Source organism: Streptomyces sp. NPDC050145 (assembly GCF_044460245.1).
In the GTDB taxonomy this organism is placed as follows: Bacteria; Actinomycetota; Actinomycetes; order Streptomycetales; family Streptomycetaceae; genus Streptomyces.
The window spans coordinates 59358-80576 of the sequence record NZ_JBITJS010000020.1; the positions used below are offsets into that span (position 1 = coordinate 59358).

Genomic DNA, 21219 nt, shown 5'->3' on the forward strand with positions numbered 1-21219 from the left:
TGCGCGTTCCGCGCGGTCATCGGACGGCGCCGAGGACGTCCGCGGCGCCCGTCATCAGCCGCTCGGCGATCAGGTCGACGTGCCGCGCGCGCCAGTCCTCCAGACCGGTCCCGCGCACCACGTGGTTGAACGCGCCGATCGCCGGGCCGCACTGGATCTGGTAGTTGACGCGCTGGGCCGGATCGCCCTCCAGGGCCCAGCGCACGGAGCGGGCGAAGTACCAGCGGAACGCCAGGGCCATCCGGTGCTTGGGCAGCCGGTCCGCCTTCTCGATCTCCGCGTCCCGCCCCTGGCCGAGGTGGTAGGCGCGGGTCTCCGCCCACACCTCGTCGAACGGCCGCTTGAAGTAGGTCTCCTCGACCGAGCGGCGGGTCGCCGGGTCGATCGACTCCCAGCTGTCGTGGCCGCGGTAGAGCTGGTACAGCTTGTTGCCGCGCGCCGCGAACAGGGTGCCCTTGCGGACCACCTGGACCCGGGCCCCGATCTCGAACATGTCGCCCGCCGGGGCGTACGCGGTGTCCTGCACGTCGAGTCCGGCGAGGATGTCCTTGACCGCGTCGGAGGTGCCCGCCTCGGGCGAGCACTGGTTGATTGTGCCGGTGAGGACGAAGTCGGCGCCGAGCACGAACGCGGCGGCGACCGCCTCCGGCGCCCCGATCCCCCCGGCGGCGCCGATCCTGATCCGGCGCTCGAAGCCGTGCCGGGTCATCGCCGCGTCGCGGTGCCGCAGCATCGCGGGCAGCAGGGTCAGCGCCGCGCCGCCGTCGGTGTGCCCGCCGGAGTCGGCCTCGACGCAGATGTCCTGGGCGACGGGGAGTTCGGCGGCGATCTCGGCCTCGAGCGGTGTCAGGTGCCCGTCGGCCAGCAGCTTGCGCAGGATCGGCGCAGGGGCGGGGCCCATGAACGCGGCGGCGACCTCGGGCCGCGACACCTTCGCCAGCACCCGCCGTACGGCGACGGGCCGCCCGGCGGCGTCGCGGTGCGCCCCGGCGAAGCGGAACCGGACGACGGCCGGGGTGAGCTGGGTGAATCCCGCGGCCTCCACGTCGTGCACGTCGTGGCGCAGACACAGGTCGACGACGGCCTGCTCGTACGCGGGGTCGTCGATGGAGTGCAGCAGGTTGACGCCGTAGCGGCCGTCGGGGCCGAGCGCCTCCTTGATGCGTACGACGGCCTTCTCCACCTGGTCCAGGGCCAGACCGCCCGCGCCGAAGAAGCCCATGAGTCCGGCCCGGCCCATCCGGATCACCAGGTCGGCGGAGGCGATCCCGCGGAACATGGCGCCGGCCAGATAGGCGTAGCGGATCCCGTACTCGCGGCGGAACTCCGCGCTGCCCAGCTCCTCGGCCCGCAGACCGGTGGATGCCGGTGCGGCAGTCGTGGCGGCCGGGGCGGGGGCCGTAGGCGTGGTGGCGGAGGCGGTCGGGGCGGGCGTCCTCGCGGCGCGTTCCGTGCGGCCGCGCTTCCACAGGTTCGTCAGGACCTGCCCGGGGCCGATCTCCTCGACCGCGTCCACCCCGTGCCCGGCGAGGTACTCCATGGTCTGCGACCAGCGCACCGGGCTCTCGATCTGGCGGGCCAGCAGACCGGCGACCTCGCCGGGGCCGTAGGGGCGCGCCGTCACGCCCGACACCACCGTGCGGACCGGGTCGGCGAAGGTGAATCCGGTCAGGAACCGGGTGAACTCCTGGGCGGCCGGGCGCATGTGCCGCGAGTGGAACGCGGCGCTCACCCGGACCGGCACACAGCGCACACCCGGCCGCTGCGACAACGCCGCCGACGCCGTGCGCAGTTCGTCCAGCGGGCCGGAGAGGACGGTCTGGGAGGGCGAGTTGTAGTTGGCGACGTCGACTCCGGAGGCCCCGGACCGCGCGAGCAGCCCCGGGACCTCGTCGCCGTCGACGCCGACCACCGCCAGCATCCCGCCACCCTGCACCCGCCCCATCAGGGCGCCCCGCTCGCGCACGAGCCGCACCCCGGTGGCGAAGTCGAAGCACCCCGCGGCGAACAGCGCGCCGTACTCGCCCAGGCTGTGCCCGGCCAGGAACCGGGGCTCGGGCAGGGCCGGGTCGCGGGCCAGCCAGGACAGCGCGCTCACCACGAACAGGGCGGGCTGCGCGTACTCGGTGCGGTCGAGGCGGCCCTCGCCCCCGGTGCGGCACAGCTCCTCGATCGAATGGCCGAGGATGTCGTCGGCCTGCCGGGTCAGTTCGGGGAAGCGGGCGAACAGCCCGTCGCCCATGCCCTTGCGCTGCGATCCCTGCCCAGGGAACACCAGTGCCACCATCGCGTCGTCCTCCTGGCTCGGCCCGGTCAGGGCCGCGGCGCCTCCCAGGGGAGCCGCCGCGTAGTCGTGTAGTCGGTGATGCGGCGCCGCGCGACGGGCGAGTCGATCAGCCGGGTGAACTCGCGCAGCGCGAACTCGTCCGTGTCCTGCGAGGTGAACCACATCGCCTGGAAGTACCGCTTGAGCTCGCCGATCGTGACGGGGTCGAGCCGGGTCAGCCGGACGAGGAGCCGGCGCACCGACGCCTCCGGGTCCGGCACGACCTCGTCCACGAGCCGGAACTCGGCGGCGCGGCGGGCCGGCACCGGCTGGGTGCTCAGCGCCATCGCGTACGCGGGCTGGTAGCCGGTGCGCCGCACCAGTACCGGCAGCACGCAGCAGGGGACCAGGCCCCACAGGGCCTCCGGCAGGCTGAACTCGCTGCGCTCGGTGGCGATCACGAGGTCGGCGGCCGCCGCGAGTCCGACACCGCCGCCGGCCACCCGGCCGTCCACGCAGGCGACGACCGCGAGCGGGGTCCGGCCCAGGCGCCGCATCAGCGCGAGGAACGCGGCCCCGCCCTGGTCGGCGCCCGAGGCGTCGGTGACGGCCTCCTCGAAGTCGAGGCCCGTGCAGAACGTGCCGCCCGAGCCCTCGATGACCAGCACCCGGCAGTCCGGGTCGGCCTCGGCCCGGTCGAGGGCCGACTCCAGGGCCCGGAGCGTGCCGCCACCGAGGCTGTTGAGGCCGTCGGCACTGACGAGCGTGACCCGCAGGACGTGCGGCTGTGCCGTCAGCCGCACGCCGTCGTGGACCGGGCCGGTGGCCGTCACGGTCGCGTCCGCCCTCAGAACCAGGAGGGCGAGCCGGCGTGCAGCGGCGTGAGCACGACGTCCTGGATGGTCGGCGACACGAAGGTCTGCTCCCAGCCGCCGCCGCCCTTGTAGTCCGGCACGAACTGGCGGCCGAACAGGGCCTGGTAGCCGGCGTCGTGACGGCTGAGCTCGACCAGCTTGCCGTAGGTGTCGAAGCTGTCGAGGTGGATCATCCAGTGGATCCGGTCCTGCTGGCCGAAGGTCTCCTCGTACAGGTAGACCGTGGCCTCGCCGGCGAGTGCGCGGTTGACCTCCCGGGCCCAGGCGAAGGCGAACTCGCGGGCCTCGGTGCGGAACTTGAACGCGGTCTGCGCGGTGCGCAGGATCGTCAGGCCGCTGTCGACGGAGCTGCGCATCTGGTCGTCGGGCAGACCCGTCTGGTGGCGGGCCGGCGGGACGAAGGTGTCCGACGCCTCGTGGTGGTCGTCGTGGCCGTGGTCGTCGTCGTGCTCGTCCAGGCCGTGCTGCGGCACGTACACGCGCTCCTTGAAGGAGCCCTCGACGAACATGCGCTCCCAGTTGCCGGCGCCCTCGGCGGCGGCGATCCGGTCCGCCTCGGTGATCTCCTTGAAGCTGCGGTCGTGGTCGGCGACCTCGAGGAAGCGGCTGTAGTCGTTCGGCTGCTTCATGTGGATCAGCCAGTGGAGGCGGTCGGCGGTGCCGAGGATCTCCTCGTGCACGACGATCGTCGCGATGCCCTCCATCACCTTGTTGAGGTGGCCGACCAGGTCCGTGGCGAACTGACGGCCCTGGGCGCGGAACGCGTGGTTGAGCTGGCCCGCACGGTGGATGATGAATCCCGCGTTGCCGGTGTGCAGCAGGCCGGAGTCGGATCCCAGCGGCCCGCTGTGGGCGGGAAGAAACGCGCTCCGGGCACCGCTCGCCGCGTCGGTCATCGCTCAGTCTCCTTCGTCGCACTGGTGAAGAGGCGTACGAGCCCCTGGAGTCCGACGCTAGGGAGCGTCAGCGGCCGACGCCGCTCACAATTGAGCGAGGCCCCGCCGTCGCGAAGAAGTCGGTGAGCACGGCGGCCACCTCGGCGGGCCGGTCGTACATGGAGTGGTGCGTGGCCCCGGCGAGCAGCTCGTGGCGGGCCCGGGGGAAGCGGCCGGCGGCGAGCGCGAGGCGTTCGGGGGAGGCGATGCGGTCGAACTCGGCGCCCACGCACAGCACCGGCACGTCCACGTCGCCCGCGTCGGCCAGCGCGTCGTCGGCCCAGTAGTCGAGGAGCTGGCGCGCGTAGGCGACCAGGACGGCGTCGTCCCCGAAGGGGCGCAGCAGTTCGGTGTCCAGGGCCCGGGCCGGCCGGGCGAGGACCTCCTCGGCGGCCCGGTGCGGCGGGGCGTCGTCGGGCAGGGGCGCGGGGACGCCGGTGAACAGGGTGCGCAGCCGGCCGGCGAGGGAGGGCCGGGAGGTCACCGCGCGGCACAGCTCCTCGAGGTTGCGCTCGTAGGGGGTGTCGGGTTCACGTCCGGCCGCGTCGCCGGTGTGCCGGAACGAGCCGTGCAGGAAGACCATCGAGCGGACGGTGCCGGGGCGCCGCCGGTGGAAGGCCAGGGCCGTCTTGGGGCCGCTGCACCAGCCCACCAGGTGGCAGTCGCGTGCTCCCTCGGCGGCCAGGACGGCGGCGAGGTCGTCGGCCTGGTCGCGCAGCCGCATCGGACGGGTGCCCGGCGCGGTGCCGCGCGGTGCCCAGGTCAGCACCCGGTGGGTGGGCGCGAGCACGGCCATCAGGGGGTGCCACAGGGCGGTGCCCATGCCGAGCGCGTTGACGAGGACGATCGGGGGTTCGCCCTCGGTGCGGGGCCCGGCCGCGACGTAGGGCAGGACGCCGCCGAGGACGCCGACGCGCTCGGGGGCGGCGGCACCGATCCGGTCGGCCTCCCGCGCGACGGCGGCGCGCCGTTCGTTCTGGAGGCGGGCCAGCGCGGCCGCCTCCTGCGCGGACGGCGGGGCGGCGGCCGGAAGGGGGCCGGAGCGGGTGGCGCGGGCGGCGCGGGTGGCCGCGAGGCGGTCCACGGCGGTCAGTTCGACCTCGTCGGTGACCGGCTCGACGGTGAGCGCGTAGGTGTCGCCCAGCAGGCGGGCCAGGGAAGCCGCCGCTGCCTCGTCGCTGCCGGCGGCGAGCAGTCGGGCGGGCAGACGCAGGGGCCGCCGGGCGAAGTAGTCGTCCTGCCGGGACCGCACCTCGGCGACGGTGTCGTGCACGGCGTCGAACAGGGGCCGCAGCGGGCCCTGTTCGTCCTGCGCCCCGGATACCTGCGTCCCGGATACGTGCGTCCCGGATACGTGCGTCGCGGATGCCTCCAGCGCGTCCGTCATGACGGCCGTCTCTCCTTCGTCTGCTGCACGCCCGGGGGCACGGAGCCCGCGGCCGGGGCGGTGCCGTGGCATGCCCCGGCCGCGGGTCGGGACCGGTCGCCGGTGAGGGCTACGCGGCGGTCCACAGCGGCCGGACCTCGAGGGTCTCGGGGTTGGGCCACGTCTTGGCGATCTCCACGGCGGCGTCGCGGTCGGCCGCCTCGACGATGATGTAGCCGCCCAGCGTCTCGGCGTCACCGGCGAACGGGCCCTCGATCACCTGAGGGGTGGTGCCGTCGGCCTCGCGGCGGACCGTCACCGGGGCGACGGTCTCGGTCTCGAACGCCTCGCCGCCGACGAGGACACCGGCCTGGCCCTGCTGGCCCATCCAGCCCTCGATCCTCTTGCGGTACGTGGAGCGGTCTTCCTGGATCTGCCGCCGGGACTCGGCGTTCTCGATGATGACGATCGCGAACTTCATTCGGTTCTCCTGTCGCACGGTGCGCTTGCTGTGATGCGGCCCTGCGCTGAACTCCGGTGCCGGGCACACCACTTCCGACGGTAACCCCAGCAAAGAGCATCCCCCACGCAGCACGCTCGAGAAGCACTCGAGAAGTGCTTGAGGCGTGCTCGGGGTGGGCTCGGGGCGGCGTCACGAGAGGTCGAGCAGCTCACCGCTCACCGTGTCCCGCACCCGCAGCGCCTCCATCGGACACGACTCCACCGCGTCCCACACCGCGTCGTCCGGAGGGAACTCCTCCGCGGAGGGCATCGAACGCCCGTCCACCACCTGGAAGCGGTGCGGAGCCACCCCCGCGCAGATACCCGTCCCCATGCACGCCTGCCCGTCGGCCTCGATCCGCCAGCGGGCCTGCTGCTCCTGACCGCTCATCACGCTCTCCCCCATCACGTTCTCCCTCACCACGCGACCGGAAGCCGCCGCGGCCCCCGGAACAGTCCGCCGGACTTCCACTCGACCTCGTCCGCCGGCACCGCGAGCCGCAGTCCCGGAAAACGCTCCAGCATGCCGCCGATCGCCACCCGCAGCTCCATGCGCGCGAGCTGCGCGCCCAGGCAGTAGTGCGCCCCGTGACCGAACGCCAGATGCGGGTTCTTCTCCCGGGTGATGTCGAGCCGGTCCGGATCGTCGAACATCCGCGGATCACGGTTCGCGTTCACCGCCGCGGCCATCACGCCCTCACCGGCCCGCACCGTGCCGCCGCTCAGCTCCACGTCCTCCAGGGCGGTGCGCGCGTTGCCGACCCCGTTGCCCAGCGGCACGTACCGCAGCAGCTCCTCCACCGCCCGCTGCAGCAGCTCCGGCCGCTCGCGCAGCAGCGCCAGCTGGTCCTCGTGGGTCAGCAACACGTAGATCATGTTGGCGAGTTGGTGCGCGGACGTCTCGTGCCCGGCCACCAGCAGCGTCACCCCGAAGGTGATCAGCTCGTCCTCCGAGAGCCGGTCGCCCTCGTCCCGCGCCGAGACCAGCACCTGGAGCAGATCGTCGTGCTCCCCGGTGCGGCGCGCCGCCACCAGATCGGCCAGGTACGCGCGGATCGACGCGTCCGCCGCGACGGCCTCCTCCTTGGTGTAGGCCGTGGTCGACATGATGACCTCGGACCAGTGCTGGAACTTCTCCCGGTCCTCGTACGGCACACCGAGCAGCCGGCAGATCACCGCGATGGTGAACGGCTCGGCCAGGTCCCGCACGACATCGGCCGGAGCGCCCTTCTGCTCCGCCGTGTCCAGGAGGCCCGCGAACAACTCCTCCAGCCAGCCCTGCATCGCGCCCATCCGGCGCGCCGTGAACGCCTTCGACACCAGCTTGCGCAGCCGCGTGTGCTCCGGCGGGTCCATGCTCAGGATCGTGTCGCCGCGCCGGGCCAGCGGCGTGGTGCGCGGCGTGTCCTCGCCGATCTGGTTGCGGCTGAAGCGGGGGTCGGAGTTCGCGGTGCGCACGTCGTCGTACCGGGTGACCAGCCACCCCTCGCCGCCGTACGGCGGACGCACCCGCGCCAGCGGGTCCGACTCCCGCAACTCCTCGAACTTGGGATGGAGTTCGAGCCCGTGCACCTCGCCCTCGAAGGGATAGGCGTGCACCCGCCTCGTAGCCGACATCTGTCCCACTCCTCCGCCGCAGCACGGGCCCGCGCGGGCCTCCTCGCCCTGGGAGCGTGACCCCGGGCCCCCGCGGGCCGCCGCTCACTCTTGAACACGCGCCGCCGAGCCCCGCTTCAGGAAGGCTCGAGCGCCGGTCCAGGACCGCTCGCGACCATGGCGTACGACCACTGCTTTCCGGAGACGAAGAAGGTCCGTATGACTCAGAACCCCCAGGGCGACGTCGACGAGCAGGCCGCGCGCGAGAAGTTCCGCGCGGCGCTGAACCGCAAGGCGCAGGCCTCGCAGGCGCGGCAGGCGCACGAGGAGGGCCGCCTCAAGGTCAAGACCATGAGCGGCTCCGGCAACCGCAAGCGCCAGTTCCGCCGCAAGACCGGCTGACCGGAAACCGGCCTCGCGGCGCCCCCGTCCAGACCCGGCGGCCGCGCCGTTCTCCCGCGAGGGGGAGCGGCGCGGCCGCCGTGTTGAGCGGAGCCGCCGCCTCCGCCGCAGCCGTCCGTTCTTCGAGTGCACCTCTAGGTGGCTCCGCGAGTCTCGGAGCCCGTGCGGGACCTCCCGCACGGGTCCGGCCGGCCGGACCGGCCCGCCGTAACGGAGGAGACGACTGTGAGGCACAACCGATGAGGCGCGTCGTGATCACGGGGATCGGAGTCGTCGCGCCGGGGGGAGTGGGCACCAAGGAGTTCTGGTCGCTGCTGACGTCCGGCCGCACCGCCACCCGGGGCATCACCCTGTTCGACCCCGCGCAGTTCCGCTCGCGCATCGCCGCCGAGGTCGACTTCGACCCGGCGGCCCACGGCATCGGGGAGGAGGACGCGCAACGCCTGGACCGGGCCGCCCAGTTCGCCGTGGTCGGCGCCCGCGAGGCCCTGGCCGACAGCGGCCTCGCCGGCTCCCTCGACCCCCTGCGCACCGGCGTCACCCTGGGCAGCGCCGTCGGCTGCACGACCGGACTCGACGTCGAGTACGCGAAGGTCAGCGACCAGGGCTCGCGGTGGCTGGTCGACCACGAGCAGGCCGTGCCCCACCTCTACGACTTCTTCGTCCCCAGCTCGATGGCGGCCGAAGTGGCCTGGACCGCCGATGCCCAGGGGCCGGTGTCCATGGTCTCCACCGGCTGCACCTCCGGCCTCGACTCCGTCGGACACGCCGTCTCGGTGATCCGGGAGGGCTCCGCCGACATCATGGTCACCGGTGCCACCGAGGCGCCCATCTCGCCGATCTCCGTGGCCTGCTTCGACGCGATCCGCGCGACGAGCCCGCGCAACGACGACCCGGCGACCGCCTCGCGGCCCTTCGACCGCACCCGCAACGGATTCGTCCTCGGCGAGGGCTCGGCCGTCCTGATCATCGAGGAGCTGGAGCACGCCCGCCGCCGCGGCGCCCACGTGTACGCCGAGATCGCCGGTTTCGCCTCCCGCAGCAACGCGTACCACATGACCGGACTGCGCGCCGACGGCAAGGAGATGGCCGAGGCCATCCGGGCCGCCCTCGACGAGGCGCGGCTCGACCCGAGCGCCGTCGACTACATCAACGCCCACGGCTCGGGCACCAAGCAGAACGACCGCCACGAGACGGCCGCCTTCAAGCAGGCCCTGGGACAGCGCGCCCACGAGGTGCCGGTCAGCTCCATCAAGTCGATGATCGGGCACTCGCTCGGCGCGATCGGCTCCCTGGAAGTGGCCGCGAGCGCCCTGGCGATCGAACACGACACCGTGCCGCCCACCGCCAACCTGCACGAGCCGGACCCCGCCTGCGACCTCGACTACACCCCGCTCACCGCCCGGGAACAGCGCACGGACACCGTGCTCACCGTCGGCAGCGGGTTCGGCGGCTTCCAGAGCGCCATGATCCTCACCCGCCCGCGCCTGGGAGAAGCAGCGTGAACACCATCACCCCGACCCGCGACGAGACGGCCCCGGCGGCCGGCGCGGGGCAGCGCACGGCCGTGGTCACCGGACTCGGCGTCGCCGCCCCCAACGGCCTGGGCACCGAGGCCTGGTGGGCCGCGACCCTGCGCGGCGAGAGCGGCATCCGCCCGCTGACCCGGTTCGACGCCGGCCCCTACCCGGCCCGGCTCGCCGGCGAGGTACCCGGGTTCGTCGACGAGGAGCACGTCTCCAGCCGGCTGCTCCCGCAGACCGACCGCGTCACCCGCCTCTCCCTGGCGGCCACCGTCGAGGCCTTCACCGACGCGGGCGTCGACCCGGCCGAGCTGCCCGAGTACGCGGCCGGTGTGGTCACCGCGAGCTCCGCCGGCGGCTTCGAGTTCGGCCAGCGGGAGCTGGAAGCGCTGTGGAGCAAGGGCGGCAACCACGTCAGCGCGTACCAGGCGTTCGCCTGGTTCTACGCCGTCAACTCCGGCCAGATCTCCATCAAGCACGGCCTGCGCGGCGCCAGCGGCGTCCTCGTCTCCGAGCAGGCCGGCGGCCTCGACGCGGTCGCGCACGCCCGCCGGCACCTGAGCCGGGGCGCCCGGCTCGTCGTCACCGGGGGACTGGAGTCCGCCGTGTGCCCGTGGGGCTGGGCCGCCCATCTCGCCACCGGCGAGCTCAGCGTCCGCGAGGACCCCGCCCGCGCCTACCTCCCCTTCGACGAGGACGCCGACGGGCACGTCGTCGGCGAGGGCGGCGCCCTGCTCGTCCTCGAGGACGCCGAGTCCGCCCGCGCGCGCGGCGCCCACGTCTACGGCACCGTCGCCGGCTGCGCCGCCACCTTCGACCCGGCGCCGGGCCGCGGCGGCCCCCGGCTCGCCGACGCGGCCCGCCTCGCCCTGGCGGACGCCGGACTCACCACCGCGGACGTCGACGTCGTGTTCGCCGACGCGGCCGGCCGGCGGGACGCCGACCGGGCCGAGGCCGAGGCGCTCACCGACCTGTTCGGCCCGTACGGGGTCCCGGTCACCGCACCCAAGACGATGACCGGACGCCTGAGCGCGGGCGGCGGCTCCCTCGATCTGGCGGCCGCCCTGCTCGCCCTGCGCGACCAGGTCGTCCCGCCCACCACGAACGTCACCCGGCTCGCCGCCGACTGCCCGCTCGACCTGGTCACCGGCGCCCCGCGCACCGGGACCGCCCTGCGCACCGCACTCGTGCTCGCCCGCGGCCGCGGCGGCTTCAACTCCGCCACCGTCGTCACCGCCGGCTGACCGGCCGGAACCCGTCCTTCCCCCAGCGATCCACCCACCGAAACGAGGTATCAGCGTGAAACACCTGGACATGGCGGATCTGACCACCCTGCTGCGCGAGTGCGCCGGCGAGGGCGAAGGCGTCGACCTCGACGGGGACGTCATGGACGTCCTCTTCGTCGACCTCGGCTACGACTCGCTCGCCGTCCTGCAGACCACCGGCCGCATCGAGCGCGACTACGACGTCGTGCTGGACGAGGAGGCCGTCGACGAGGCCGAGACGCCCCGCGCCCTTCTGGAGACCGTCAACCGGGCCCTGTCCGCCCGCGCCAGCGCCTGACCCCCCGTCCCGCCCCGAGAGGTTCACGATGACCGACCCGAACCGCCGACGGTTCCTCACCCACACCGTCGCGGCGGCCACCGCCACCGCGGCCGCGGGCGGCACCCTCGCCGCCGTCACCGCGGCCCCCGCCCACGCCGGCACCACCGGCGCCGGATTCGGACCGGTCCCGGTCGGCGAGTCCGACCCGCGCTACGAGGACCTCGCGCTGCGCGGAAAGAACAAGCGATTCACCACCCGCCCCGAGTCCTTCCAGGTGGTCACCACCACCGACCAGGTCGTGCGGGCGGTCCAGGACGCGGTGCGGGCCGGCAAGCGGGTCGTGGCCCGCAGCGGCGCCCACTGCTTCGAGAACTTCGTCGGCGGTTCGGGCGCCGAGGTCGTCGTCGACCTCGCCGAGATGAACACCGTCCGCTACGACGCGGGCCGCCGGGCCTTCGAGGTCGGCGCGGGCGCCCAGCTCGCCGACGTGTACCGGACCCTGTACTACGGCTGGGGCGTGACCGTGCCCGGCGGCGCCAGCGCCACCGTCGCCTTCGGCGGCCACGTCGTCGGCGGCGGCTTCGGGCAGCTCTCGCGCCGGCACGGCCTCTCCTCCGACCACCTGTACGCCGTCGAGGTCGTCGTCGTGGACGGCTCCGGCCGGGCCCGCGCGATCGTCGCCACCCGCGAACCGGGCGACCCGCACCGCGACCTGTGGTGGGCGCACACCGGGGGCGGCGGCGGCAACTTCGGCATCGTCACCCGCTACTGGTTCCGTTCCCCCGGCGCCACCGGCAGCGACCCGGGCAAGCTGCTGCCCCGCCCGCCCGGTTCGATGCTCGCCTCCACGGTCATGTTCCCGCGCGAGGGGCTCGACAAGGCCGCCTTCCGGACCCTGGTCCGCAACCACGGGCGCTGGCACGAGCGCCACAGCGGCCCCGACTCCCCCTACCGGGGCCTGTTCAGCGGTCTGATCCTGCTCGGCAGGCAGCACGAGAACGACTCGGGCATGGCCGCCATCGCCTTCACCCACCTCGACGCGACGCTGCCCGACGCCGAGAAGCTGCTCCAGGACCACATCGACGCGCTCACCGACGGCGTGGGCGCCGAACCGTACGCCCTGCCCACCGAACACCTGCCCTGGTTCGCCTCCGTCGAGGCGCTGTCGGCGAATCAGGACGCCGAGCAGGGCCGCCAGAAGCTCAAGAGCGCCTACCTGCGCCGCGCCTACGACGACGCGCAGATCGACGCCCTCTTCGACCGGCTGGGAAGCCTCGACCACTCCCACGACACGGCGTCCGTCTCCCTCCAGGGCTACGGCGGCCGGGCCAACTCGCCCGAGCCCGGCGACACCGCCACCGCGCAGCGCGACTCCGTCATGCGGGCCCTGTACATGAACACCTGGCAGGACCCCGAGAAGGACGACGCCAACGTCGACTGGATGCGCCGGCTGTACGCGGACGTCTACGCCGGGACCGGTGGCGTCCCCGTACCCGACGGGCAGGGCGACGGCTGCTTCATCAACTTCCCCGACATCGACACGGCCGACCCCAAGTGGAACACCTCGGGCGTGGAGTGGCACCGGCTCTACTACAAGGACAACTACCGGCGGCTGCAGACCGTCAAGGCGGCCTACGACCCGCGTGACATCTTCCGTCACGCGCTCGCGATCCGCCCGGCCGGGAACTGAGCGCACGAGAAGGGGCCGGGGCGCGTCCGCGCCCCGGCCCCTTCTCCCGTACCCGCGTTCAACTGCTGCGCCGCTCCAGCACGGTGGTCGTGAACAGCTGGGGGTCGCTGGTCGACAGGGCGCGCAGCGCCGCCGCGTGCGGGGCGAAGTCGGGATGCGTCACCGCGCGGCGGAACGACTCGGCGTCCTGCCACTCGGCCACGTTCACATAGCTGCCCGCCTGGTCCGCGTGCCGCATCAACCGGTGGGCGACGAAGCCGGGCTGGGCCACGAAGAAGGCCGACGTCTGCTCGAAGAGCCGCTCGAACTCCTCCGCCGGGCCGGTGACGGAGAACCTGTTGACGAAGGTGACCACGGTGCTTCCTCCAGAACGGGGTGCGGACAGTACGGGATTGGAACGTCCTCCCCCGGCCTCGAGCGACACTCGAGGGACAGCCGAGCGGGGCCGGGCATGCTGGGGCGAAGGTGTGCCCACGGGTCGCCGCCAGCCCCCGCCCCGAGCCCTGTGAGGAAGGAATTCCATGGGATCCGAGTACGCGATCCATGCCGAGGACGTGCGCAAACGCTACGGTGACGCCCCCGCCCTGAGCGGATTCGACCTGGCGGTGCCGGCCGGTACCGTGCACGGTCTGCTCGGCCACAACGGGGCCGGCAAGACCACCGCCGTCCGCATCCTCGCCACCCTCGCCGGGCTCGACAGCGGCCGCGCCGAGGTCGCCGGCTTCGACGTCACCCGGCAGGCCGCCCAGGTCCGCTCCCGGATCGGGCTCCTCGGCCAGTACGCGGCCGTGGACGAGGTGCTCAGCGGACGCCAGAACCTCGTGATGTTCGGCCGCCTCTTCCACCTCGGCAAGCAGGCCGCCGGACGGCGGGCCGACGAACTCCTCGCCCAGTTCGGCCTCGCCGACACCGGCGACAAGCAGGTCAAGGACTACTCGGGCGGTATGCGCCGGCGCCTGGACCTGGCCGCCAGCCTCATCCTGGCCCCCCGCGTGCTCTTCCTCGACGAGCCCACCACCGGCCTGGACCCGCGCAGCCGCAACGAGGTCTGGGAGGCGGTGCGCTCCCTCGTCGACGGCGGCACCACCGTCCTGCTCACCACCCAGTACCTGGACGAGGCCGACCAGTTGGCCGACTCCGTCTCCGTGATCGCCGCCCCGCGCGGCGAGGGCGGCCGGGTCATCGCCGAGGGCACCCCCGACCAGCTCAAGTCCGCCATCGGCGGCGACCGCATCGACATCACCCTGCGCCACGCCGCCGACCTGGGGACCGCCGCCGGCGTGCTCGCCCAGGTCACCGGACGCGGCGCCGACGTCGACGAGGACAACCGGCGGGTCGGCGGCCCCGTCGACGACCGGGTGGCCGCCCTGACCGGTGCCGCCCGCGCCCTGCAGGACTCCGGCATCGACGTCGAGGACATCGCGCTGCGCCGTCCGACCCTCGACGAGGTCTTCCTGCACCTCACCGGGGAACAGCCCGCGGAGCAGACGGCAGAGCAGTCCGGGGAGCGCCCCGCGGACGAGAAAGAGGTGACGGTGTGACCACCGCGACCAGCACCCCGCAGAACACGTCCGGCGGCGGCTCGCTGCGCTGGGCCCTCGCCGACTCCTGGGTGCTCACCGGGCGTTCCCTCGCCCACTGGGCCCGCAACCCCGCGCCCGTCATCATCGGACTGCTCTTCCCGATCATGATGGTGCTGATGTTCGGCTACCTCTTCGGAGGCGCCATGGATGTACCCGGCGGCGGCAACTACCGCGAGTTCCTCGTACCCGGCATGTTCGCCATGACCATGGTGTTCGGCATCGAGGTCACGATGCTCGCCGTGATCACCGACACCGCCCGGGGCGTCACCGACCGGTTCCGGGCCATGCCCACCTCGTCCGCCGCCGTCGTCACCGGCCGCAGCATCGCGGACATGCTCAACTCGGTCGTCGGCCTGAGCGTGATGATCCTGTGCGGCCTCGCCGTCGGCTGGCGTGCCCACGAAGGGTTCTCCCGCGCGCTCGCCGCCGTGGGCCTGCTCCTGCTGCTGCGCTTCGCCCTGCTGTGGGTCGGCATCTACCTCGGCCTCGTCTTCACCGACACCGCCGCCGTCACCGCCGTACAGACCCTGGTGTGGCCCCTGGGCTTCCTGTCCAACGCCTTCGTCTCACCCGACACCATGCCGGGCTGGCTCGCCGCGATCGCCGACTGGAACCCGCTGTCGGCCACCGGCACCGCCACCCGCGAACTGTTCGGCAACCCGGGCTGGCAGGGCACCTCCTGGGCGGCGGAACACGCCATTCTTCTCGGAGTCCTGTGGCCCGTCGTCATCTGTGCGATCTTCTTCCCGCTGGCGGTACGCCGCTACCAGAGCCTCGGACGCTGACAGCACATCAGGACCCGCGGGCCGTACGGCACGGCCCGCACCCGTGGAACACACGCGACGCAAGGGGAGCGACCCGACCGATGACCCAGGCAGTGACGACGGCCGGCCCCGACACCGCACTCGCCCGGTGCGCGGTGGTCTTCGACCCCGGGGACCCGGCCCGCACCGGGCACCTCCATTTCTGGTGTCCCGACGGCGCCGCACTCCCGGACGGGACGACGGGCGAACGGACCGAGGTCACGCTGGTCACCGCGGGGGACGGCACGGTGTCGGTCCGTGCCGTCCCCGCCCTGCGCCTGGGCGTCGCCGAGGCGCTGCCCGTGCTCGCCCACGCGGCCCGCCCGGGCACCGACGCCCACCCGGCCGCCGCCTTCTGGGGCGCGACCACCGTGCTCGCCCTGCACCTGAGCGCCCGCAGCCGGCTGCTGCCCGGCGTCTCACCGGGCGGATACGACACCTGGCGCGCCGGACCGCTGGACCCCGAGGACATCACCCGGGTCCGCGCGCTCGCCGCCGCGATGCCGCCCGAGGCCCGCGCCCTGCCCCGCCGGGGCACCACCGCCCGGCTGCCCGAACCGGAGAGCCTGGTCCGGGCGTTCGTCGACGCCGTCGCCGACACGCTGCCCCGCACCCCGGCCGCCGAAGCCGCCTCGGGCCGGGCCGCGTTCGCCGCCGCCGCACCCCAGCACGTCCCGCAGCTGCGGGCCTGGGCCGAGGAGATCTCCGCCGGCATCGACAGCGGCGTACGCCTCTCCTTCCGCCTGGAACTGCGCACCACCCCCGGCGAACCGCCCACCCCCGTGCTGGTCCCCTGGGCGCACAGCCTCGCCGACCCCACCCTCGCCGGACCGGCCCGCGCCGTCCTGGACGGCGGCCTGCCGGGCTTCGGCCCACAGGCCGTCAACGACATCGCCCAGGCCGCCCGCCGCGCCGCGGCCGTCTGGGCCCCGCTGGAACGCCTGCTCCCGGTCCCCGGCGACCTCGAACCCAGCGACGCCGAGATCGACGAACTGCTCGGCCAGGGCGCCGCCCGGCTGCGCGCCCACGGCATCGACCTGCACTGGCCCGCCGAGAACAGCCGGGCCCTGGACGCCGTGGCCGTCGTCGGCGCGGGACTCGACGCGCCCGACGACCTGCGCTCCTTCTTCGGCGGCGCCGACGCCGCCGTCGGCTTCCGCTGGCAGCTCACCCTCGACGGCGAGCCCCTGGACGAGACCGAGACCCGGCAGGTCGCCGAAGCGGTACGCCCCGTCGTCCGGCTGCGCGAGCGCTGGCTGCTGATCCCCGCCGCGCTCGCCCGCAAGGCGCGCGAGCCCGAACTCGAACCGCTGACCCCCATCGAGGCACTCGGCGCCGCCCTCACCCAGGTCGCCGTGGCCGGCCGGGAGACGGTCCGCGTGGCCCCCACCCCGTGGCTGGAGGCCCTGCGCGCACGGCTGAGCGACCCCGAGGGCGGCGGCGAACCCCTCGGCCCGCCCGCCGCGCTCGACGCCACCCTGCGCGACTACCAGCTGCGCGGCGTGCGCTGGCTGGACCGGATGACCTCGCTCGGACTCGGCGGCTGCCTCGCCGACGACATGGGCCTCGGCAAGACGATCCAGCTGATCGCCCTGCACCTGCTGCGCCAGGAACACCCCGCCACGACCGGGCCGACACTGATCGTCTGCCCCGCCTCCCTGCTCGGCAACTGGGAGCGCGAGGTGCGCCGCTTCGCCCCCGGCACCCCCACCCGCCGCTTCCACGGCGCCGGACGCACCCTGGACGGCGCCGACGCGGGCTTCGTCCTGACCACGTACGGGACCATGCGCCTGGACGCCGAACGGCTCGGCGCGCACTCCTGGGGCATGGTCGTCGCCGACGAGGCCCAGCACATCAAGAACCCGCAGTCCGGCACCGCCAAGGCGCTGCGGCTCGTCCCCGCCGACGCGCGGATCGCCCTGACCGGCACCCCCGTCGAGAACAACCTGTCGGAACTGTGGGCCATCCTCGACTGGACCACGCCCGGCCTGCTCGGCTCCCACGGCGCCTTCCGGACCCGCTGGTCCAGGCCCATCGAGGCCGAGCGCACGGTCGCCGAGGAGGACGGCGGGCCCCGGCAGGACACCGCGCGGCGGCTCGCCGAACTGGTGCGGCCCTTCCTGCTGCGCCGCCGCAAGACGGACCCCGGCATCGCCCCCGAACTCCCGCCCAAGACGGAGACGGACCGCCCGGTCACCCTCACCGCCGAGCAGAGCTCCCTGTACGAGAAGCTGGTCGGCGAGATCATGGCCGAGATCCGCGGCAGCGAGGGGATCGCCCGCCGGGGCCTGGTCCTCAAGCTCCTCACGGGTCTCAAGCAGATCTGCAACCACCCCGCGCAGTACCTCAAGGAGGACTCCCCGCGGCTGTCCGGCCGCTCCGGCAAGCTCGAGCTCCTCGACGAACTGCTCGGCACCATCGTCGCGGAGAACGGCGCGGTGCTCGTGTTCACCCAGTACGTGGCGATGGCCCGGCTGCTCGAACGCCATCTCGCCGACCGCGGCGTCCCGGCCCAACTCCTGCACGGCGGCACACCGGTGCCCCGGCGTGAGGATCTGGTCCGCCGCTTCCAGGAGGGCGAGGTGCCCGTCTTCCTGCTCTCCCTGAAGGCTGCCGGCACCGGACTGAACCTGACCCGCGCCGATCACGTCGTGCACTTCGACCGGTGGTGGAACCCGGCCGTGGAGGCCCAGGCCACCGACCGTGCCTACCGCATCGGACAGACCCGCCCGGTACAGGTCCACCGGATGGTCGCCGAGGGCACCGTGGAGGACCGCATCGCCGCCATGCTCCAGGCGAAGAAGGAGCTGGCGGACGCGGTGCTCGGCTCGGGCGAGGCCGCCTTCACCGAGCTGACCAACGACGAACTGGCCAACCTGGTCGAGCTGAGGAGCACGAGTTGAGCGGTTACGACGACGACGCCGTCGACGCCGGAGCCGGGGACATGAGGGCCCGAGGTTTCGCCGCCTTCCCCGCCCGCCGGGGCGGCCGCGTCCGCGGTCAGAGCTGGTGGGCGGGTGCCTGGGCGGACGCCCTGGAGGACGGCCTGTTCGACGCCGACCCGCTCAAGGAGGGGCGCGGCGCGGCCCGTTCGGGCCGGCTCGGTCCGATCTCCGTCGCGCCCGGCCGGATCGCGGTCACCGTCCACGACGAGGAGACGCACCGGGTGGAGATCACCCTCGCCGTCCTGGACGACGAGGAGTGGGACCTGCTGTGGGAGAAGCTCGCCGACCGGCCCGCCGAGCTGGAGGCCGTCCTGGAGGGCACGCTGCCGCCGGACCTCCTGGAGGCCGTCGAGGACGCCCGGGTGCGGATGCTGCCCGGCTACGGCGACCTGGAGGCCGAGTGCGACTGTGACTCGTTCGACCACCCGTGCGCGCACGCGGCGGCGCTGGCCTACCAGTTCGGCTGGCTGCTCGACCAGGACCCCTTCCTGCTGCTGCTGTGCCGCGGCCGGGACCGCGACGAGGCCCTGGAGGAGCTGCGCACCACCGTGCTGCTGCACGCCATGGGCGGCCTCGACGAGGAAGAGGACGAGGAAGAGGGAGAGGGAGAGGGAGGGGGCGAGGAGGAGGACGGAAACGGGGACGACGTAGAGGACGGCGACGCCGACGAGGCCGGGGACGACGCCGGCCGGCAGGCGGAGCGGGAACTCCAGGAGGCCGCCGAGGCCTACGCCCGCCCCGTCGCACCGCTGCCCGCCCCGCCCGGACTGCCGGACCCGGTGGACACGGACGACCTGCCCCGCTCCGGCATCGAGGCCGACCCGCTGGAGATGCGGACCGCCGACGCCGCGGTCCGCGCCCGCGCCCTGCTCGCCCACGCCCTCGGCCGCACCGCCGCCCCGCCCCCGCCGCTGACGCCGTGGCAGGACACCGTACGGCTCGCCGCACACGCCGACGCGCGGACCCTGGACCGGCTCGGGCGGGCGAGCGGGCGCGCAGAACGGCTGCCGGCCGCCGCCGCGGCCTGGCGGCAGGGAGCGGCCGCGGGCCTGGAGGTCCTCGAGGAGACCTTCGCTCCCGGCGGACCGGTCCTCGCGCGCACCCGCACCGAACTGGCCGAGGGCTGGGAGGAGGACGAGCTGCCGGCGCCGCTGGTCCAGGACAACCACTGGACCTTCGAGGAGCGGGGCGTGCAGCTGCGCCTGGGCCGCGACGGCCGCTGGTACCCCTACCGGCGCGAGGGCGCCGAGTGGCTTCCCTCGGGCGCGGCCGGCACCGAACCGGCCCCCGTCCTGGCGGAGTTGCTGGAGCGCTGACCCCCGTACACCGCCGCTCGAACGGTTCTCCAGCCGCGCGTCCCAGGATCGGTTGCAGACCGTTCGGCCGGAGGGACTCAGGTGATGTCAGGCGCAGCCAGTGGGGCGAGCGGGCGTACGCCCGCCGACGCGTTCCTCGCGCGGGCCCGCGCCCACCCGGACGCCACCGCGCTCGTGGGCCGGGACGGGGAGACCAGCTACGGCGAACTCCTCGCCCTGGCCGGCGCCGAGCGCCGGCACGTCGCCGCGCTCGGGCTGCCGCCCGGTGAGCCGGTGGCCGTCGAGGCCGTCAAGACGCCCGCGACCCTGGCCCTGCTCCTCGCCTGCCAGCTCGAGCGCCGCCCGGTGCTGCTCACCGCGCAGAGCCTCGGCGCGGACGTACGGGCCGCGCTCCACGAGCAGGCCGCGGTCCGCCACGTCCTCGAACCCGGGGCCGCGGACGGCGCGGCGGGCACGGTGCGGACCGGCGTCGCCGAGGCGCCCGACGGCACGCCGCTGCTGCTGCTGACCACCTCCGGCTCCACCGGCACACCCAAGATCGTCCCGCTGACGGCCGACGCGATCACCGCGTTCACCCGCTGGGCCGCGGGGCACTTCGGCATCGGACCCGGCACCACGGTCCTCAACCACGCCCCCCTCAACTTCGACCTGTGCCTGCTCGACGTGTGGACCACGCTCGCGCACGGCGGCCGGATCGTCCTCGTCGACCCGGACCGGGCCGCCCACGGCCGGTACCTGCTCGACCAGGTTGTCCGCCACCGGCCCGGGATCGTCCAGGCGGTGCCGATGTTCTACCGGCTGCTGGCCGACGCGGCCGACCGCGACGGCACCACCCTGCCGGGCGTGCGGCACGCCGTCTTCACCGGCGACAGCATGCCCGTGCCGCTGCTCGGCAGGCTCCCCGCCCTGCTGCCCGGGGCCCGGCTCAGCAACCTGTACGGCTGCACGGAGACCAACGACAGCTTCCTGCACGAGGTCGTCGACCTCACCGTGCCCGCACCCCTCGGCCGGCCCCTGCCCGGCGTGCACGCCCTCCTCGTGACCCCCGACGGCCGCGTCCTCGACGGCCCCGGCAGCGGCGAACTGTACGTCTCCACCCCCTTCCAGAGCCCCGGCTACCTCGACGCCCGCGCCCGCGGCGCCGCCTTCGTGCCCGACCCGCGCGGCGCCACCGACGGCCGCCGCTTCTTCCGCAGCGGCGACCTCGTGCACCGCGACGCCGACGGCCGCCACACCCTCCTGGGCCGCACCGACTTCCAGGTCAAGGTCCGCGGCGTGCGGGTCAACCCGCAGGAGGTCGAACACGTCCTCCTCGCCCACCCCGGCGTCGCCGAGGCCGCCGTCCTCGCCCGGCCCGACCCCGTCGCCGGCCATCTGCTGCACGCCGTGGTGCGCCGCACCGGCGGCAGCGGCCTCGACAGCCTCGTGCTGCGCGGCCATCTGGCCCGCGGACTGTCGCGGGCCGCCGTGCCCGCCACCGTACGGATCACCGACGAGCCGCTGCCGCGCACCTCCACCGGAAAAGTCGACCGCGAACGCGTGCCCGTCGCGGCCCCCGTACCGACCCACCGCCCCAGCAAGGAGAGCTGACATGTCCGACACCGACACGACCCACGACCTGACCGCCGTCAAGCGGTTCGTGGTGGAGGAGTTCCTGCCGGACGTGAGCCCGCAGGACCTCGACGCCGACCTGGACCTCCTCGACGGGGGCGTCATCGACAGCCTCGGCCTGCTCAAGGTCATCGCCTGGATCGAGTCGACGTACGACATCGACACCGACGACCTCGACCTCGACCCCGACGCCTTCCGCTCGGTCACCGCCATCGCCGCCTTCGTCGCGGACGCCCGCACGCAGCGGGCCGGGGCGGCGTAA

General features: G+C 74.0%; 19 protein-coding genes. 11 read left to right on the plus strand and 8 right to left on the minus strand.

The window, feature by feature from the left end; all coding sequences use genetic code 11:
• Positions 1-16 precede the first annotated feature (16 nt).
• The 7 genes from fabD to ACIBTU_RS32485 form a co-directional block, all read right to left on the minus strand.
• Complete coding sequence (fabD, locus tag ACIBTU_RS32455; RefSeq protein WP_399130245.1) at positions 17-2287, minus strand: ACP S-malonyltransferase; 2271 nt, start codon at positions 2285-2287, stop codon at positions 17-19.
• Between the two features lie 26 nt (positions 2288-2313).
• Positions 2314-3099, minus strand: coding sequence for an enoyl-CoA hydratase-related protein (locus ACIBTU_RS32460; RefSeq protein WP_399130246.1), 786 nt, complete (start codon positions 3097-3099; stop codon positions 2314-2316).
• Between the two features lie 14 nt (positions 3100-3113).
• Positions 3114-4037 (minus strand): DUF6039 family protein, encoded by a 924-nt coding sequence (locus ACIBTU_RS32465; protein WP_399130247.1) that lies wholly within the window; start codon positions 4035-4037, stop codon positions 3114-3116.
• Positions 4038-4104: 67 nt separating this feature from the next.
• Entirely contained in the window at positions 4105-5463 is a 1359-nt protein-coding gene (locus ACIBTU_RS32470) for an alpha/beta fold hydrolase (RefSeq protein WP_399130248.1), read from the minus strand.
• A gap of 109 nt (positions 5464-5572) precedes the next feature.
• A complete protein-coding gene (locus ACIBTU_RS32475; protein ID WP_399130249.1) occupies positions 5573-5923 on the minus strand; it encodes a YciI family protein in 351 nt (116 codons plus the stop codon).
• A gap of 171 nt (positions 5924-6094) precedes the next feature.
• Positions 6095-6349, minus strand: coding sequence for a ferredoxin (locus ACIBTU_RS32480; RefSeq protein WP_399130250.1), 255 nt, complete (start codon positions 6347-6349; stop codon positions 6095-6097).
• 11 nt (positions 6350-6360) lie between these two features.
• Positions 6361-7560, minus strand: a complete 1200-nt coding sequence (locus ACIBTU_RS32485) for a cytochrome P450 (protein ID WP_399130251.1) — start codon at positions 7558-7560, stop codon at positions 6361-6363.
• Between the two features lie 198 nt (positions 7561-7758).
• Here ACIBTU_RS32485 and ACIBTU_RS32490 point away from each other — a divergent pair, with 198 nt between their 5' ends.
• The 5 genes from ACIBTU_RS32490 (at position 7759) to ACIBTU_RS32510 (ending at position 12699) form a co-directional block, all read left to right on the plus strand.
• Positions 7759-7941, plus strand: coding sequence for a DUF5302 domain-containing protein (locus ACIBTU_RS32490; protein ID WP_188341944.1), 183 nt, complete (start codon positions 7759-7761; stop codon positions 7939-7941).
• Positions 7942-8180: 239 nt separating this feature from the next.
• Entirely contained in the window at positions 8181-9446 is a 1266-nt protein-coding gene (locus tag ACIBTU_RS32495) for a beta-ketoacyl-[acyl-carrier-protein] synthase family protein (protein WP_399130252.1), read from the plus strand.
• Entirely contained in the window at positions 9443-10708 is a 1266-nt protein-coding gene (locus ACIBTU_RS32500) for a ketosynthase chain-length factor (protein WP_399130253.1), read from the plus strand. Before ACIBTU_RS32495 ends, ACIBTU_RS32500 begins: the two co-directional genes overlap by 4 nt.
• A gap of 55 nt (positions 10709-10763) precedes the next feature.
• Positions 10764-11027, plus strand: a complete 264-nt coding sequence (locus tag ACIBTU_RS32505; protein WP_399130254.1) for an acyl carrier protein — start codon at positions 10764-10766, stop codon at positions 11025-11027.
• A 28-nt stretch (positions 11028-11055) separates the two neighbouring features.
• Entirely contained in the window at positions 11056-12699 is a 1644-nt protein-coding gene (locus tag ACIBTU_RS32510) for an FAD-binding oxidoreductase (protein ID WP_399130255.1), read from the plus strand.
• A 58-nt stretch (positions 12700-12757) separates the two neighbouring features.
• Here ACIBTU_RS32510 and ACIBTU_RS32515 read toward each other — a convergent pair whose 3' ends face one another.
• Positions 12758-13054, minus strand: a complete 297-nt coding sequence (locus ACIBTU_RS32515) for an antibiotic biosynthesis monooxygenase family protein (protein ID WP_399130256.1) — start codon at positions 13052-13054, stop codon at positions 12758-12760.
• A 166-nt stretch (positions 13055-13220) separates the two neighbouring features.
• Between ACIBTU_RS32515 and ACIBTU_RS32520 the strand changes: the two genes are divergently transcribed.
• The 6 genes from ACIBTU_RS32520 to ACIBTU_RS32545 all read left to right on the plus strand — a co-directional run bounded on the left by ACIBTU_RS32520 (position 13221) and on the right by ACIBTU_RS32545 (position 21219).
• On the plus strand, positions 13221-14240 hold the full coding sequence (locus ACIBTU_RS32520; RefSeq protein ID WP_399130257.1) for an ATP-binding cassette domain-containing protein: 1020 nt from the start codon (positions 13221-13223) through the stop codon (positions 14238-14240).
• A complete protein-coding gene (locus ACIBTU_RS32525) occupies positions 14237-15067 on the plus strand; it encodes an ABC transporter permease (protein WP_399130258.1) in 831 nt (276 codons plus the stop codon). The genes ACIBTU_RS32520 and ACIBTU_RS32525 overlap by 4 nt, the downstream gene beginning before the upstream one ends.
• A gap of 80 nt (positions 15068-15147) precedes the next feature.
• On the plus strand, positions 15148-17988 hold the full coding sequence (locus tag ACIBTU_RS32530; protein WP_399130259.1) for a DEAD/DEAH box helicase: 2841 nt from the start codon (positions 15148-15150) through the stop codon (positions 17986-17988).
• Entirely contained in the window at positions 17985-19346 is a 1362-nt protein-coding gene (locus ACIBTU_RS32535) for an SWIM zinc finger family protein (RefSeq protein WP_399130260.1), read from the plus strand. Before ACIBTU_RS32530 ends, ACIBTU_RS32535 begins: the two co-directional genes overlap by 4 nt.
• An 84-nt stretch (positions 19347-19430) precedes the next feature.
• The gene (locus ACIBTU_RS32540) at positions 19431-20936 is read left to right on the plus strand and encodes an AMP-binding protein (protein WP_399130261.1); all 1506 of its coding nucleotides are present in this window, start codon (positions 19431-19433) and stop codon (positions 20934-20936) included.
• 1 nt (position 20937) lies between these two features.
• On the plus strand, positions 20938-21219 hold the full coding sequence (locus ACIBTU_RS32545; RefSeq protein ID WP_399130262.1) for a phosphopantetheine-binding protein: 282 nt from the start codon (positions 20938-20940) through the stop codon (positions 21217-21219).

What these genes read in the sequence shown, in the direction of transcription:
- fabD (WP_399130245.1), bottom strand. Translation starts at nt 2,287, where the DNA reads ATGGTGGCACTGGTGTTCCCTGGGCAGGGATCGCAGCGCAAGGGCATG.
- ACIBTU_RS32465 (WP_399130247.1), bottom strand. Translation starts at nt 4,037, where the DNA reads ATGACCGACGCGGCGAGCGGTGCCCGGAGCGCGTTTCTTCCCGCCCAC.
- ACIBTU_RS32470 (WP_399130248.1), bottom strand. Translation starts at nt 5,463, where the DNA reads ATGACGGACGCGCTGGAGGCATCCGCGACGCACGTATCCGGGACGCAC.
- ACIBTU_RS32475 (WP_399130249.1), bottom strand. Translation starts at nt 5,923, where the DNA reads ATGAAGTTCGCGATCGTCATCATCGAGAACGCCGAGTCCCGGCGGCAG.
- ACIBTU_RS32480 (WP_399130250.1), bottom strand. Translation starts at nt 6,349, where the DNA reads ATGGGGGAGAGCGTGATGAGCGGTCAGGAGCAGCAGGCCCGCTGGCGG.
- ACIBTU_RS32485 (WP_399130251.1), bottom strand. Translation starts at nt 7,560, where the DNA reads ATGTCGGCTACGAGGCGGGTGCACGCCTATCCCTTCGAGGGCGAGGTG.
- ACIBTU_RS32490 (WP_188341944.1), top strand. Translation starts at nt 7,759, where the DNA reads ATGACTCAGAACCCCCAGGGCGACGTCGACGAGCAGGCCGCGCGCGAG.
- ACIBTU_RS32495 (WP_399130252.1), top strand. Translation starts at nt 8,181, where the DNA reads ATGAGGCGCGTCGTGATCACGGGGATCGGAGTCGTCGCGCCGGGGGGA.
- ACIBTU_RS32510 (WP_399130255.1), top strand. Translation starts at nt 11,056, where the DNA reads ATGACCGACCCGAACCGCCGACGGTTCCTCACCCACACCGTCGCGGCG.
- ACIBTU_RS32520 (WP_399130257.1), top strand. Translation starts at nt 13,221, where the DNA reads ATGGGATCCGAGTACGCGATCCATGCCGAGGACGTGCGCAAACGCTAC.
- ACIBTU_RS32530 (WP_399130259.1), top strand. Translation starts at nt 15,148, where the DNA reads ATGACCCAGGCAGTGACGACGGCCGGCCCCGACACCGCACTCGCCCGG.
- ACIBTU_RS32540 (WP_399130261.1), top strand. Translation starts at nt 19,431, where the DNA reads ATGTCAGGCGCAGCCAGTGGGGCGAGCGGGCGTACGCCCGCCGACGCG.
- ACIBTU_RS32545 (WP_399130262.1), top strand. Translation starts at nt 20,938, where the DNA reads ATGTCCGACACCGACACGACCCACGACCTGACCGCCGTCAAGCGGTTC.